The sequence below is a fragment of the Piezobacter thermophilus genome, from assembly GCF_055386745.1.
On sequence record NZ_AP042380.1, the window covers coordinates 800,784 to 814,335 of the forward strand.

General features: G+C 69.4%; 10 protein-coding genes. 1 reads left to right on the forward strand and 9 read right to left on the reverse strand.

Annotation, left to right across the window (positions count from 1 at the left end; all coding sequences use genetic code 11):
* Nucleotides 1–26: 26 nt before the first annotated feature.
* Genes ACZ5CM_RS03790 through nirB form a run of 3 tightly spaced genes read right to left on the reverse strand, consistent with a single transcriptional unit; the run spans nt 27 to nt 5,403 of the window.
* Nucleotides 27–2,642 (reverse strand): molybdopterin-dependent oxidoreductase, encoded by a 2,616-nt coding sequence (locus tag ACZ5CM_RS03790; RefSeq protein WP_464641393.1) that lies wholly within the window; start codon nt 2,640–2,642, stop codon nt 27–29.
* Nucleotides 2,639–2,971 (reverse strand): nitrite reductase small subunit NirD, encoded by a 333-nt coding sequence (gene nirD / locus ACZ5CM_RS03795; protein ID WP_464641394.1) that lies wholly within the window; start codon nt 2,969–2,971, stop codon nt 2,639–2,641. The genes ACZ5CM_RS03790 and nirD overlap by 4 nt, the downstream gene beginning before the upstream one ends.
* Nucleotides 2,968–5,403, reverse strand: a complete 2,436-nt coding sequence (gene nirB / locus ACZ5CM_RS03800; protein ID WP_464641395.1) for a nitrite reductase large subunit NirB — start codon at nt 5,401–5,403, stop codon at nt 2,968–2,970. The genes nirD and nirB overlap by 4 nt, the downstream gene beginning before the upstream one ends.
* A 134-nt stretch (nt 5,404–5,537) precedes the next feature.
* Between nirB and ACZ5CM_RS03805 the strand changes: the two genes are divergently transcribed.
* Complete coding sequence (locus ACZ5CM_RS03805; RefSeq protein ID WP_464641396.1) at nt 5,538–6,440, forward strand: LysR family transcriptional regulator; 903 nt, start codon at nt 5,538–5,540, stop codon at nt 6,438–6,440.
* A 21-nt stretch (nt 6,441–6,461) separates the two neighbouring features.
* Here the strand turns inward: ACZ5CM_RS03805 and ACZ5CM_RS03810 are convergent, their stop codons facing one another.
* From ACZ5CM_RS03810 to ACZ5CM_RS03835, 6 genes are read right to left on the reverse strand one after another with little or no spacing between them, the layout of a single operon-like run.
* Nucleotides 6,462–7,100 carry a cysteine hydrolase family protein gene (locus tag ACZ5CM_RS03810; RefSeq protein WP_464641397.1) on the reverse strand — a complete coding sequence of 213 codons (639 nt, stop codon included), beginning with the start codon at nt 7,098–7,100 and terminating at the stop codon, nt 6,462–6,464.
* A complete protein-coding gene (locus ACZ5CM_RS03815) occupies nt 7,097–9,166 on the reverse strand; it encodes a hydantoinase/oxoprolinase family protein (RefSeq protein ID WP_464641398.1) in 2,070 nt (689 codons plus the stop codon). The genes ACZ5CM_RS03810 and ACZ5CM_RS03815 overlap by 4 nt, the downstream gene beginning before the upstream one ends.
* Nucleotides 9,163–10,887: a hydantoinase B/oxoprolinase family protein gene (locus tag ACZ5CM_RS03820; RefSeq protein WP_464641399.1), complete on the reverse strand. Its 1,725-nt coding sequence runs from the start codon at nt 10,885–10,887 to the stop codon at nt 9,163–9,165. Before ACZ5CM_RS03820 ends, ACZ5CM_RS03815 begins: the two co-directional genes overlap by 4 nt.
* Nucleotides 10,880–11,773 (reverse strand): isocitrate lyase/PEP mutase family protein, encoded by an 894-nt coding sequence (locus ACZ5CM_RS03825; protein ID WP_464641400.1) that lies wholly within the window; start codon nt 11,771–11,773, stop codon nt 10,880–10,882. The genes ACZ5CM_RS03820 and ACZ5CM_RS03825 overlap by 8 nt, the downstream gene beginning before the upstream one ends.
* A complete protein-coding gene (locus tag ACZ5CM_RS03830) occupies nt 11,770–12,276 on the reverse strand; it encodes a LeuD/DmdB family oxidoreductase small subunit (RefSeq protein ID WP_464641401.1) in 507 nt (168 codons plus the stop codon). The genes ACZ5CM_RS03825 and ACZ5CM_RS03830 overlap by 4 nt, the downstream gene beginning before the upstream one ends.
* Nucleotides 12,273–13,550, reverse strand: a complete 1,278-nt coding sequence (locus ACZ5CM_RS03835; protein WP_464641402.1) for a 3-isopropylmalate dehydratase large subunit — start codon at nt 13,548–13,550, stop codon at nt 12,273–12,275. The genes ACZ5CM_RS03830 and ACZ5CM_RS03835 overlap by 4 nt, the downstream gene beginning before the upstream one ends.
* Between the last annotated feature and the right edge of the window lie 2 nt (nt 13,551–13,552).

Here is a 13,552-nt window from a genome sequence, read left to right on the forward strand (position 1 = left end):
GTCCGGTCCTGTGCGGTCTTGTCGATCTATTCGGCGGCGGCGGGCGGGGCGGCGGCATCCAGCATGGAGAGAAGCTCGGGGCGGCAGGCGCCACAGCCCGAACCGGCGCCGGTGCGCTGGCCCAGCGTAGCGATGTCGCGGGCGCCGGCGGCGATGGCCTCGGCGATGGTTCCGGCGCCGACGCCCCGGCAGGCGCAGATCACCGGGCCGGGGTCGGGGCGCGCGCCGGGGGGGTGGCCGGCGAGCGCCGCCAATGCGGGCACCTCCTCCCCGATCAGCCCGGCCAGCTGCGCGCGCGGCAGGCGCGGCGGTTGCGGGGCGGCGAAGAACAGCCCCCTCAGCACCGGCCCGTCATGGATGGCCAGCCGGACGATGCACCGCCCCTCGTCCAGCAGGATGCTGGCGGTGCCGCCGGGCAGGTTCAGCACCCGGCGGGCCAGGGATTCCCAGTCCGAGGGGTAGTCCTGGCCGGCGAAGCTTCCCATCCAGCCGGTCTGGCAGCGCATGACCGCGGCGTAGTCGTGATCGGGGCGCATCTGCCGGGACGAAAAGGCCAGCGCGTGCCAGCGCACCGCGAAGGGGTGCAGCGTGATACGGGCCGATTTGAGCGCCGGCTGCCCCGATATCGGGTCGCGCGCCACCTGCAGGGCAGCGTTGATCCGCCCCTGTGAGGCATGCCTTGCGCTCCAGTGCATGGGGGCGAAGACGGCCCCGCGCGCGGCGCCCGGTTCGATCCGGGCCCGTAGCACCGCGTGGCCGCCGGGTGAGGCGATTTCCACCAGCGCGCCGTCTTCGATGCCCAGCCGGGCCGCGTCGGAGGGGTGGATTTCGGCCCGCGGTTCGCTTTCGTGCAGCGACAGGCGCGGGGTGCGGCCGGTGCGGGTCATGGTATGCCACTGGTCGCGGATGCGCCCGGTATTCAGCCGCAGCCCCTCCGTGCCTTCCGCATCCTGCTCCGGGAGGGCCGGGGCGGTGACCGGCAGCATCCGGGCGCGCGCCCCTTCGTGGAAGAAGCCGCCTGCGGCGAAGAACCGCCCGCTGGCGGGGCCCTGTGCGGGCACCGGCCATTGCACGGGCGCCAGCGCGTCGTATTCGTCGTCACCGATCCCGGCCAGGCCGGAGATGTCGAAACCGCGCCCGAATGCTGCGGCCTTGCCGGACAGGGCGGCGTGCTCGCGGAAGATGGCCGCCGGAGAATCGTACGAGAAGGCGTCCGCCCAGCCCATGCGGGCGGCCACGTCGCAGATGATCTTCCAGTCCGGCCGGGCCTGCCCCGGGGCGGGCATGAAGGCGCGCTGGCGGCTGATGCGGCGTTCGGAATTGGTGACGGTGCCCGACTTCTCGCCCCAGCCCGCGGCTGGCAGCAGCACATGGGCCAGCGCCGTGGTGTCGGTATCGGTGATGTCGGAAACCACCGTGAAGGGCACTTTGGCAATGGCGCGGGAGACGAAATCGGCGTCGGGCAGCGACACCGCCGGGTTGGTGCCGATGATCCACAGCGCCCTGATGCGGCCGGCGTCGCAGGCCTCGAACAGCTCGGCCGCCTTCAGCCCCGACCGGGTGCAGATCGTCGGCGCGTGCCAGTGGCGCTGCACGGTGTCGCGGTGGGCGGGGTTTTCGATGTCCAGATGACAGGCCAGCATGTTGGCCATGGCGCCCACCTCGCGCCCGCCCATGGCGTTGGGCTGGCCGGTGACCGAAAACGGTCCGCAGCCGAGCCGCCCGATCCGCCCGGTGGCAAGGTGGCAGTTGATGATCGCGTTCACCTTGTCCACGCCGTAGGCCGACTGGTTCACCCCCTGCGACCAGAGCGTGACCACCCTTTCGGTGCCGATCCACATGTCTAAGAAGCGCGCCCGCTCCGCGGCGGCGAGCCCGCTGGCCTCCGGGTCGGAGGCGCGGGCGGCCTGCAACGCGGCGTCGAGCCCGTCAACATGGCGCGCCACATATGCGTGATCCACCGCGTCGCGCCGGTCGATTTCGGCCAGCAGGGCGTTGAACAGGGCCAGCTCGCCCTCAGGCGCCACCGCAAGGTGCAGATCGGCGCCCGCGCAGCTGGCGGTGCGGCGGGGGTCGATCACCACCAGCTTCATCCCCGGCCGGGCGGCGCGGGCGGCTTCGATGCGCTGGAACAGCACCGGGTGGCACCAGGCCAGGTTCGAGCCCACCAGCACCACCAGATCGGCACGTTCGAGATCCTCGTAAGTGCCGGGCACCGTGTCCGAGCCGAAGGCGCGGCGATGCCCGGCCACGGCCGAGGCCATGCACAGGCGCGAATTGCTGTCGATATTGGCGCTGCCGACAAAGCCCTTCATCAGCTTGTTGGCGACATAATAGTCCTCGGTGAGCATCTGCCCCGACACATAGAAGGCCACGCTGTCCGGGCCGTGGGCGCGGATGGCCTCGGAAAACCGCGTGGCCACCAGATCCAGCGCCTGGTCCCAACCGGTGCTGCGCCGGTTCACCCGCGGAGCCAGAAGGCGGCCCTCGGGGCCGATGGTTTCGGCCAGCGCCGCCCCCTTCGAGCAGATCCGCCCCCCGTTGGCCGGGTGGTCGGGGTCGCCCCGGACGCGGCCTGCGGCATCGACGATCAGCCCGCAGCCGACACCGCAATAGGGGCAGGTGGTTCGGGTTTCGCTCATGCGGCGCTCCGCGCGGCAAGCGAGGCGTCGATCTCGATGCGCCCGGCCACGACCCGCACCATGTGGGTGTCCACCCGGCCTTCGCCGCCGCCCTGCACCCGCCCGTCCTTCAGCGAGATCACCCAGGCGTGCAGGGGGCAGGTGACGGCGTGCCCGTGCACCAGCCCCTCCGACAGCGCGCCCCCCTTGTGGGGGCAGCGGTCGTCAAGCGCGAACACCCGGTCGTCATGGGTGCGGAAGATGGCGATGCAGCCCAGGCGGGTCTTTACCACCCGTGCCCCCCGGGGGGGGATGTCGTCCAGGGCGGCGATGTCGATCCAGTTGCTCATTCGGCGGCCTCCAGGGTGAGATCGGCCAGCGGCTGCCATTTGCGCGGGCCGTGTTCGGGGCGGGCCAGTTCGGCCCAGGGATCCTTGCGATAGACGGATTGCGAGATTTCGAACCGCTCGATCAGCGCCGCCCGTTCGGCGGCATCATCGACCACGCGCGCACGCACCCAGTCCATGCCGATGCGTTCCACCCATTTGTAGGGGCGTTCAAGATAGCGGGCATTTTCCCGGTAGAGCTGGATGAAGGCGACGGTGAGCGCCACCGCCTCGTCCTCGGTCGCGGCCTTGGCCAGCGGTTCGGTCTTCTTCAGGTCCATGCCGGCGGCACCGGCCACGCCCACCTCGTAGCCCGCTTCGGTGCAGACGATGCCCACGTCCTTGCAGGTGGCCTCGGCGCAGTTGCGCGGGCAGCCCGAAACCGCAAGCTTCACCTTGTGCGGTGTCCACGAGCCCCAGAGGATCTTTTCCAGCCGGATCCCCAGCCCGGTGCTGTCCTGGGTGCCGAAGCGGCAGAAATCGGTGCCGACGCAGGTCTTCACCGTGCGCAGCCCCTTGGAATAGGCATGTCCCGAGACCATGCCGGCGGCGTTCAGGTCGGCCCAGATCGCCGGCAGGTCCTCGCGCTTCACCCCCAGCAGGTCGATGCGCTGCCCGCCGGTGACCTTGACCGCCGGCACGTCGTATTTCTCGGCCGCGTCGGCGATGGCGCGCAGCTGCGCCGGCGTGGTCATGCCGCCCCACATGCGCGGCATCACCGAAAAGGTGCCGTCGCGCTGGATGTTGGCGTGGTTGCGTTCGTTGACCAGCCGGCTTTGCGCGTCGTCGCGATATTCCAGCGGCCATTCGCACAGCAGGTAGTAGTTCAGCGCCGGGCGGCAGACATGGCAGCCGCAGGAGGTCTTCCAGCCGGCCTCCTGCATCACCGCGGGGATGGATTTCAGCCCCTGCGCCCGGATCAGCCGGCGGATGTCGTCATGGCCCAGATCGGTGCAGGGGCAGATCGGCGCGACCTGCGGGGCCTCGAAATCCGCGCCCAGCGTGTCGGCCAGGATCTGCTCGACCAGCCCCGCACAGCCCCCGCAGGAGGCCGAGGCGCCGGTGCGCGCCTTCACCTCGGCCAGGCTGTCGGCGCCGGCGCGGATGGCTTCGACGATGCTGCCCTTCGAGACCCCGTTGCAGCCGCAGATCTCGGCCGTCTCGGGCAGCGCTGCCGTGGCCGAGGCCGGCGCGTCGCCCGGCTGCAGGGCAGGGCCGAAAATCAGCGTGTCGCGGATCGGCGCGATGTCCTCGCCGGTCGTGAGCTTGTCGAAGAACCAGCTGGCGTCGGCGGTGTCCCCATACATGACGATGCCGATGATGCGGTCGTCGCGCAGCACCAGCCGCTTGTAGATGCCGCGCGCCGGGTCGCGGAAGACGATGTCCTCGCGCCCCCGGGCTTCGGCGAAATCCCCGGCCGAGAACAGGTCCACCCCGGTCACCTTCAGCCGGGTCGAGATCGCCGGCGGCCGGAATCGCGCCTCCTGCCCGGTCAGGGTCTTCGCCAGCACCGCCGCCATGTCGTAAAGCGGCGCCACCAGCCCATAGACCACCGAGTCGTGCTCGACGCATTCGCCAAGGGCGAAGATCGACGGGTCCGAGGTGCGCATGGCGTCATCCACCACGATGCCGCGTTCCACATGCAGACCCGCATCCACCGCCAGCCGGGTTTCGGGGCGGATGCCGGCGGCCATCACCACCAGGTCGGCGCCGATCACCCGGCCGTCTTCCAGCGCCACCGCCTCGGCCCGGTCGTGGCCCAGGATCGCCCGGGTATGGGCGTTGCACAGCACCGTGATGCCGCGCGATTCCAGCTCCTTCTGCAGGAGGTAGCCCGCCGCCTCGTCCAGCTGGCGTTCCATCAGGTGGCCCATCAGATGCACCACCGTCACATCCATGCCCTGCGCCTTGAGCGCGGCGGCCGCCTCGAGCCCCAGCAGCCCGCCGCCGATCACCACCGCCTCGCCCCCGCGCCGGGCCGCGGCCAGCATGGTTTCCACGTCGTCCATGTCGCGAAAACCCACCACGCCCGGCAGGTCGTTGCCGGGGACGGGGATGAAGAACGAGGCCGAGCCGGTGGCGATCACCAGATCGTCGTATTCCGTCACCCCGCCGGCGCTCAGGACCCGCCTGGCGCCGCGGTCGATCTTCACCACCGCCTCGCCGAAGCGGGTGGTGATGCCGTGGCGGCGATACCAGTCCGCGTCATGGGTGACGATTTCGTCATAGCTCCGGTCGCCGGCCAGCACCGGGCTGAGCATGATGCGGTTGTAGTTGCCGCGCGGTTCGGCCCCGAACAGGGTGATGTCGAAGGCGCCGGGGGCGTCCTCCACCAGGTGTTCCAGCAGCCGGCCCGAGGCCATGCCGGCGCCGATGATGACGAGTTTGCGGCTCATGCGGGATCTTTCCTTCCTTCAGCGCGGATTCGTCCGCCTCGCACCTTGCATAGCGGTTGAAGGTGTTGCTGTCTGTTGCTAAGAAATCAGCAACCAGTTGCAAAAAACGCAACAGGCAGAGATGGGGGCCGCGCATGCGTCATCTTCAGGTCTTGCGCTATATCGAGAAGATCGCCCGCACCGGCTCGCTGCGCCGGGCGGCGGAAGAGTTGGGGATTACGCCCTCGGCGCTGAACCGGCGCGTTCTGGCCATCGAGGAAGAGCTTGGCGTCGAGATCTTCGAGCGCCACCCCTCGGGGCTGCGGCCCAATATCGCCGGAGAGATCCTGCTCAAGCACATCCGCGATCAGCTGGCCGACATGGAGCGGGTCAGGTCCCGCATCGCCGACCTGTCGGGCATGCGCGCGGGCCATATCAACATCGCTGCAACGCGCGAGGTGGTGCAGTATTTCCTGCCCGAGCTGATCCGGCGCCACCTGGCCGAGTTTCCGGCGGTGAGCTTCGGGGTGAACCTTTACGAACGCGGCGAGGCCGAGGCGTCGCTGCAGGACCTGACCAACGACATCGCGATCGTGTTCCAGCCGATGCGCCTGCATGAACTGCAGACGGTCTGCTCCGTCGGGCAGCGGGCATATTGCATCATGTCGGTCGATCACCCGCTGGCCGGCAGGCAGCGGCTGAAGATCTATGACTGCATCGATTATCCGCTGCTGCTGCCCAAGCGGCCCGAGGGCATCCGCGAGGTTCTGGACAGCGCGGCCGAAAAGGTGGGGCTCACATTGGCGCCGGCGCTGGAATCGAACAGCCTGGACCTGCTGCGCCTGATGTCGCAGGACAGCCTGTCGCTGAGTTTCGCGCTGGAGGTCAACCTGCGCCCGCAGATGGAGCGCGACGGGCTGATCGCCGTGCCGCTGGATCTGCGCGGGGTGCCGGGCGGGATGCTGGTGGCGGGTTATCTGCGCGGGCGCACCCTGCCGGTCGCGGCAGCGCGGTTCCTGGAAGGGGTGAACCGGGAACTGTCGGAACGCTTCGGCTGATGCGGTTGGCGTCGTGCCGGGTCATGCGCCGTTGCTCCTGCCTGCCTGACCGCTCTCGCCGGACATCATCGACATGAAGCTGTCGCAGGTTTCGATCCCGGCGATGCCGGACAGGGCTTCGACCGCGACCTCGTGGGTGTCGTCCGAGAAAGCTGCACAGCCGTCCCTCAGCAGAAGGCAGTGATAGTCGCGCACATGCGCGTCGCGCAGGGTCGAGGCGACGCCGCCATTGGTGACGATCCCGGCGAAAACCAGCGTCTTCACCCCGGCCCGGTGCAGAACCCAGTCGAGCCGGCTTTGATAGAAGGCCGAGAACGCAATCTTCTCGACCGTCAGCTCGGCGGGCTGCAATTCATCGACAAGCGCGTGGCCGAAGCTTCCCGGTGCGAAATCGCCCTTGCCCAGGAACGGGCGCAGCGCCTTCAGGTGGGGCGAGATGAATGGGTCGCCCCCCTTGCCCGGCACCAGGGTGAAATGGGTCGAGACGATCCAGCCCCCGGCCGCGCGAACCGCATCGGCCACCGGGCGCAGCCGCCCGGGCAGGGCGGCAATGGCCGGCGATGTCTGACCCGCCCGGCCATAGGCGCCTTCGGGGTGCAGGAAGTCGTTCTGAAGGTCCACGAGAACCAGTGCCGTGGTTTCGGGGGTAATCGTCGTCATGCCGGGGAGTCCTTCGCTTCGGTGATGACAAGGTTGCCGAGGCGGTCCACCTTGCCGCTCTGGCCGGGTTCGATCCAGATCGTTGTGTCGGGCTGTTCGAGGATTGCCGGGCCGGCAAGGACCGCGCCCACCCGCAGCGCCAGCCGGTCGAAAACCGGCGTGTCGTGAAAGGCGCCGTCGAACCACACCTGCCGGGTGCCGGTCCGGGCCGCCTCCGGATCGACGCCGCCGGCCGGCGCCAGCAGCGACAGGTCGAAGCGAGGCCTTCGTCCGATGGCGGACACCCGCATGTTGAGGACGCGCATGGCGATGCCCTCCAGAGGCTGGCCGAAGCTGGCCCGGTAGCGGCGTTCGAAGGCTTCGCGGATCATGTCGCGGGTGGGCATCTGCCCCGGTTCCAGCGGCAGCGGGACGCTTACGGTATGGGTCTGCCCGAGATAGCTCATGTCCAGTTCATGCAGCGTGTCGGCACGCTCGAACCGCAGGCCGGAACGGTCCAGAAGGTCGTGCCCCTTCGCCGCAAGCTCCGCGAAACGGTCGCGCAGCTCGGCCGGGTCCAAGTCGTCGAGCAGCCGGTTCACGGTCTGCACGAAGTCGTGGCGCATGTCGGCGATGACGCAGCCCAGCGCCGAGTTGACTCCGGGATAGCGTGGCACCACCGCCCCGTGCAGCCCCACCTCGCGGATCAGGGCGCCGGCATGAAGCGCGGCCCCGCCGCCGAAAGGCATGGCCGAGAACCGCTTGGGGTCGTGCCCGCGCTCGATCGACACCAGCCGGATCGCACCGGCCATGCGCGAATTCGCCACGCGGATGATCGCTTCGGCCGCTTCCATGTCCGACAGGCCGAGCGGGCGGCCGACATACTCGGCAATCGCCGCCCGTGCGGCTTCCACGTCCAGCCGGTCGAGCTTGCCGCCGATGGGGCGCGCGGCGTTGATCCGGCCCAGGACCACGTTGGCATCGGTCACCGTGGGCCGGGTGTTGCCCAGGCCGTAACAGACCGGGCCGGGGTCGGAGCCGGCGCTGTCGGGTCCCACCTGCAGCAACCCGCCCCGGTCGATCTGCGCGATCGATCCGCCGCCGGCGCCGATGGTCGTCATCTCGATCATCGGGGTGCGTACGGTCATGCCGAATGCCATTTCGGTCTGTGCCGCCAGCGTGCTTTCGCCGCCCGTGACCAGCGACACGTCGAAGCTGGTGCCGCCCATGTCGCAGGTGATGACATCTGGAAACCCGGCCTCGCGGGCGATGTGGGCGCTGGCGATCACCCCAGCCGCCGGACCGGAAAGCGCCGTGCGTACTGGCAGGCGGCGGGCGGTCTCGACCGTCATCACGCCGCCGTTGGACTGCACGATCAGGACCTGCCCGTCGAAGCCCTGCCGGGCCAGGGAATCCTCCAGCCGGTGCAGATAACGCCCGACCAGCGGTTGCAGGCAGGCATTCAGCGTGGTGGTGGAGGTCCGTTCGAACTCGCGGATTTCGGGCAGGATGTTCGAGGAGATCTCGGAGAAGTCGTTGGGCCAGACCTCGCGCAGCGCGTGCAGCGCGACCCGTTCGTTGTGCGGGTTGGCATAAGCGTTGATGAAACAGATCGCCACAGCCTCGGCCCCCTTGGCAAGCAGGGCCTCGGCCGCGGCCTTCACCTGTTCGGGATCGACCGGCTGGCGGATCGTCCCGTCGGCCAGCGTGCGTTCGTCCACCTCCAGCCGCAGGTCGCGCGGGACCACCGGTTCGAACCGCCCCCACAGCCCCCAGGTGGTGGGACGGTCGCGGCGGCGCATCTCCAGCACGTCGCGAAAGCCGCTGGTGGTGATGATGCCGGTGCGCGCAACCTTGCGTTCCAGCAGCGCGTTCGTGCCGGTCGTGGTGCCGTGGATGATGGTGGCCACCTCGGAAAGGGCGGCATGGCGACGGATACCTTCGATGAACCCGCGCGACTGGTCGTCGAGCGTCGAGGGCACCTTCGTCACCGCGACCCGACCGGAGGCCTCGTCCAGAAGGAACACGTCGGTGAAGGTGCCGCCCACATCGACGCCGACGACGTATCTTGCCCTGCTTGCGTTCATGTCTGCCCCGCCTCGCGCAGCTGTCGTGTTTTCTCCCGGTCGAGGCTTCCGTCGGCCGTGACCGCCACCCCGTAGTCGCGCAGCGCGGCCTCGGCGTCGATATAGCCGAGTGCGAGATCCCGCAGCACCCTTTCCGGCTCGCGTTCGAAGGGTGGGCCGAAGCCCCCGCCGCCCGGTGTTTCCAGCCGCAGCCGCCGCCCCCGCGCCAGCTTTATTCCCACCATCTTCGAGGCCATCGGCGGGCTGTGTTCGCCGTCCTCGTCCTGCCAGGTGAAACGGTCGAGCGCCGCCGGTTTCCCGCCGAGAACGCCGGGTGGGGGGAACCTGCCGCGTTCGCCGAACAGGAACACGTCGGCCTTTTCCTCCAGCAGTTCGATCTCGTAGATGGCGCCAAGACCCCCGCGGTTGCGCCCCGGCCCGCCACTGCCCGGCCTGAGCGCCCATTGCGTGAACATCACCGGATAGGCCGCTTCGAGGATCTCGGCCGGCGGGATGGTGGCGGTGGATATGGGCGCGTTGCCGTGGTTCAGCCCGTCCCCTTCCGGGTGGCCGCCATGGCCGCCGCCGAAGAACGAGAACATCACCCAGCGGCTGCCGTCGCGCCGGTGCCCGGCCAGCGACAGGGCGTTGATGGTGCCGTAGGCGCAGCCGTTGACGCGTTCGGGCGCAACCCCGGCCATCGCCTGAAACACCACGTCGATGATGCGCAGGATCGTCTCGGTATAGCCGCCCACGGGTTTGGGCGCCCTGACCGCCAGCAGGGAATCCTCGGGCACGACGATGTCGATGGGATCGAGAACCCCGCCATTGGCCGGCACCTCGGTAAACAGGTGCTTGAGCGCCACGTAGACCGATGCCACGGTCGTCGAGAGCGCGATGTTGACCGGTCCCGCGCAGGCCGGGGCCGAGCGCGAGAAATCCAGCACCATCCGGTCGCCCTCGATGGTCAGGTCCAGCGCGATCTTCAGCGGCACATCCTCGATGCCGTCATTGTCCAGCCAGTCCTCGGCCGACCAGCGCCCGTCCGGCAGCTCGGCGATGTTGGCGGCCATCATCCGCGCCGCGCGGGCGCGCAGTTCGCCCAGAGCCTCGCTGACCGTGTCGGCGCCGTATTCCTCCAGCAGGCTGCCCAGCCGCTGCCGGCCCAGCCCGAGCGCGTTGATCTGGCCGTTCAGGTCGCCGTAGAGGCTGCCGGGCAGGCGGGAATTGGCGCGCAGGATGTCCACCACGTCCTGTTGCAGTTCGCCCGCGCGAAACAGCCTGACCGGCGGAATCAGCATCCCCTCCTGAAAGCATTCCGTGGCCACGGGGTTGTAGTTGCCCGGCACGTTGCCGCCCACGTCGTGCCAGTGCCCGACCGAGGCGAGGAAGCAGAACAGGCGGCCCTGGTGGAAACAGGGCATGACCAGCCGGAAATCCGACAGATGGGTGCCCCCGGCATAGGGATCGTTGAAGATCCACACATCGCCCTCCGCCATGTCGTCGCTCGCCTTCTCGATCACCGCGCGCACGGCGAAGGACATGGCCCCGACGAAGATCGGCAGCCCCGACTTGCCCTGCACCAGCGTGTCGCCGGTCCGTGCGTGATAGATGCCGTGGCTGGCGTCGTGGGCCTCGGCGATGATCGGGTTGAAGGCCGAGCGGAATAGCGTCGCGTCCATTTCGTCGGCGATCTGCTCCAGGCGGCCCTTGAGCACCGCCAGCGTGACCGGGTCAATCATCGTCGCCTCCGAACTGCACGGCGTCGAAGCGCGCACCCAGTGCCAGCATGTCCGGCGTGCCCACAAGCCTGTTGATCTCGTCAAAGCTCAGCATTCTGTCGCGGAACGGCTGGTTGGTTCCATGCCGGGCGAGGCTGGCCACGTAGTCCTGCATGGTCCGGGCCACCGCGCGCACCATGCCGCCGGGGAAGATGACCACCGAGAACCCCAGCTCTTCCAGCTCGGCGGCGGTTTTTTGCGGCGTCCGGCCGCCTTCGACCATGTTGGCCATCAGCGGAACCTTGCCCGCGAAACGGCGGGTGATGCGGCGGAGTTCGACCTCGGTCTGCGGCGCCTCGATGAACAGCATGTCGGCGCCCGCTGCGCGGTAGCGCTCGGCCCGCGCCAGCGCGGAGTCCAGCCCCTCTACCGCGATGGCGTCGGTGCGGGCCACGATCAGCGTGTCGTCGCTGCGGCGCGCGTCCAGCGCGGCGTGGATCTTGCCCACCATCTCGGCCGCCTCTACCAGCGTCTTGCCGCCCAGATGCCCGCAGCGTTTCGGCAGGGTCTGGTCCTCGATCTGGATCGCCGCGGCGCCGGCGCGCTCGAACAGGCGCACCGTGCGCTGCACGTTCAGCGCATTGCCAAAGCCGGTGTCGGCATCGACGATCAGCTTCAGGCCGGTGCGTTCGGTGATGGCCGAGAGCGCGTCCAGCGCCTCGCTCATCGTGACCAGCCCGATATCGGGGCGGCCGAAACGGGCATAGGCGATGGAGGCGCCCGAGAGGTAGGCGGTGTCGAAGCCTGCCTGCTCCACGATCAGTGCGCCCAGCGCATCCGCCACACCCGGCGCCACAGTGATCGGTGCCCCGTGCAGCCTCTGTCTCAGCCCGTCGGCGTTGGTCATGTTGACGACTCCCGTTTCGCGCCGCGCCGCAGCGTTTTTTCCAGATGCGCAACCAGGCCGCCATCCTCGATCATCTCCAGCAGGAAGGGCGGCAGCGCATCGCAGGCATATTCCTCGCCGCGGGTGCGGTTGAAGACCCGCCCCGCGCGCGCATCGACCTCGACCCGGTCGCCGGGGCGGATCCGGCCCGCCTGGGGGCAGGCGACCGCGACCAGCCCGAAGTTCAGCGCGTTGCGGTGGAATATCCCGGCCAGAGAGCGCGCGACCAGCGCCCGGATCCCCAGCGCCTTGAGCGCCTGCACCGCCTGTTCGCGCGACGAGCCCACGCCCAGGTTGTCACCTGCCACGAGCACATCGCCTTCGCGGACATTCGCGGCGAAATCGGGGTCCACCGACTCCAGGCAGTGCCGTGCCAGTTCTTCCAGCGGGGCCTTCATGCAGAGGCCCGGCGCCATTGCATCGGTGTTCAGGTCGTCCCCGAAGACCCAGGCTTTCCCGGTCATGTCCCGCCCTCCGCCAGGAAATCGCGCGGATCGGCAATGCAGCCGGCGACTGCGCTGGCTGCCACGGTAAGGGGTGACGCCAGCCACACCCGCGACGACGCCGCCCCCATCCGTCCCTGGAAGTTGCGCGAGGTGGAGGCGACGCAGGTTTCGCCTTCGGCCAGGATCCCCGCGCCATAGCCCGCGCAGGCCCCGCAGCCCGAGGGCAGCAGGATCGCGCCTGCGGCCGTCAGTGCGGCCAGGGTGCCGTCGGCCGCGGCCGCGGCGGTGATCCGGGTCGAGGCCGGGGCGATCAGAAGCCGTGTGCCGGGGGCCACCCTGCGCCCCTGCAGGATTCTCGCCGCCATGCGCAGATCGGCCAGCTTGGCGCCGGTGCAGGCCCCGATATAGGCCTGGTCCACCGCTTCGCCGGCGGCGTCCGCGACCGGTCCGGCATTTGCCGGGGAATGGGGCGCTGCCACATGCGGCGTCAGGCGCGCGGCATCGACCGCATGGGTCTGCGCGAACTGCGCGTCCGCGTCCGAGCGCCACCGTCGCCAGTCGCCCGGATCGCCCCCGGCGGCCTCGATCCACGCGGCGGTCGTCTCGTCCGCCTCGATCAGCCCGGCCATCGCGCCCAGCTCGGCCGACATGTTGGTCAGGGTCATGCGCTCGTCCATGTCCAGCGCGCGCACCGTCGAGCCGGTGTATTCCACGGCCCTGTAGCCCGCGCCGCCCAGCCCGAGGCGGGCGCAAAGATGCAGGTTGACATCCTTGGCCGAAACGCCGCCGGGCAGCGCGCCCTCGATGTGGATGCGGATCGTTTCCGGCACCCTCACCCATGTCTTCCCGGTCACGAGAACGGCCGCCATGTCGGTGGCGCCGACGCCGAACATGAAACACCCGAAGGCGCCACCTGTGGGCGAATGGCTGTCACCGCCTACGGCGAACATGCCGGGGCGGAGGTGGCCGCGCTCGGGCAGGACGACATGGCAGATGCCCTGCATGTCGTGAAAATGCCGGATCCCGTTGTCGGCGGCCCAACCGCGGGTGAGCGCCAGGATCTCCGCGCTTTGCGCATCGACCGCCGGCACGAAGTGATCCGAGATCAGCACCACCCGGTCGCGGTCCCACACGCCTGCCCCAAGGCGGTCGAGAATCGGCGCGACGCGGCGCGGCCCACCGCTGTCGTGGATCATCGCCAGATCCACCGCGCAGGTGACGAATTCACCGGGGCGGACCCGGTCCCTTCCCGCCGCCTTGGCAATGATCCTTTCCGCCAGCGTCACACCCATGC

Bases quoted from the DNA above. Each gene is read 5' to 3' on its own strand.
- ACZ5CM_RS03790 (WP_464641393.1), bottom strand. From the start codon at position 2,642: ATGAGCGAAACCCGAACCACCTGCCCCTATTGCGGTGTCGGCTGCGGG.
- nirD (WP_464641394.1), bottom strand. From the start codon at position 2,971: ATGAGCAACTGGATCGACATCGCCGCCCTGGACGACATCCCCCCCCGG.
- nirB (WP_464641395.1), bottom strand. From the start codon at position 5,403: ATGAGCCGCAAACTCGTCATCATCGGCGCCGGCATGGCCTCGGGCCGG.
- ACZ5CM_RS03805 (WP_464641396.1), top strand. From the start codon at position 5,538: ATGCGTCATCTTCAGGTCTTGCGCTATATCGAGAAGATCGCCCGCACC.
- ACZ5CM_RS03810 (WP_464641397.1), bottom strand. From the start codon at position 7,100: ATGACGACGATTACCCCCGAAACCACGGCACTGGTTCTCGTGGACCTT.
- ACZ5CM_RS03815 (WP_464641398.1), bottom strand. From the start codon at position 9,166: ATGAACGCAAGCAGGGCAAGATACGTCGTCGGCGTCGATGTGGGCGGC.
- ACZ5CM_RS03820 (WP_464641399.1), bottom strand. From the start codon at position 10,887: ATGATTGACCCGGTCACGCTGGCGGTGCTCAAGGGCCGCCTGGAGCAG.
- ACZ5CM_RS03825 (WP_464641400.1), bottom strand. From the start codon at position 11,773: ATGACCAACGCCGACGGGCTGAGACAGAGGCTGCACGGGGCACCGATC.
- ACZ5CM_RS03830 (WP_464641401.1), bottom strand. From the start codon at position 12,276: ATGACCGGGAAAGCCTGGGTCTTCGGGGACGACCTGAACACCGATGCA.
- ACZ5CM_RS03835 (WP_464641402.1), bottom strand. From the start codon at position 13,550: ATGGGTGTGACGCTGGCGGAAAGGATCATTGCCAAGGCGGCGGGAAGG.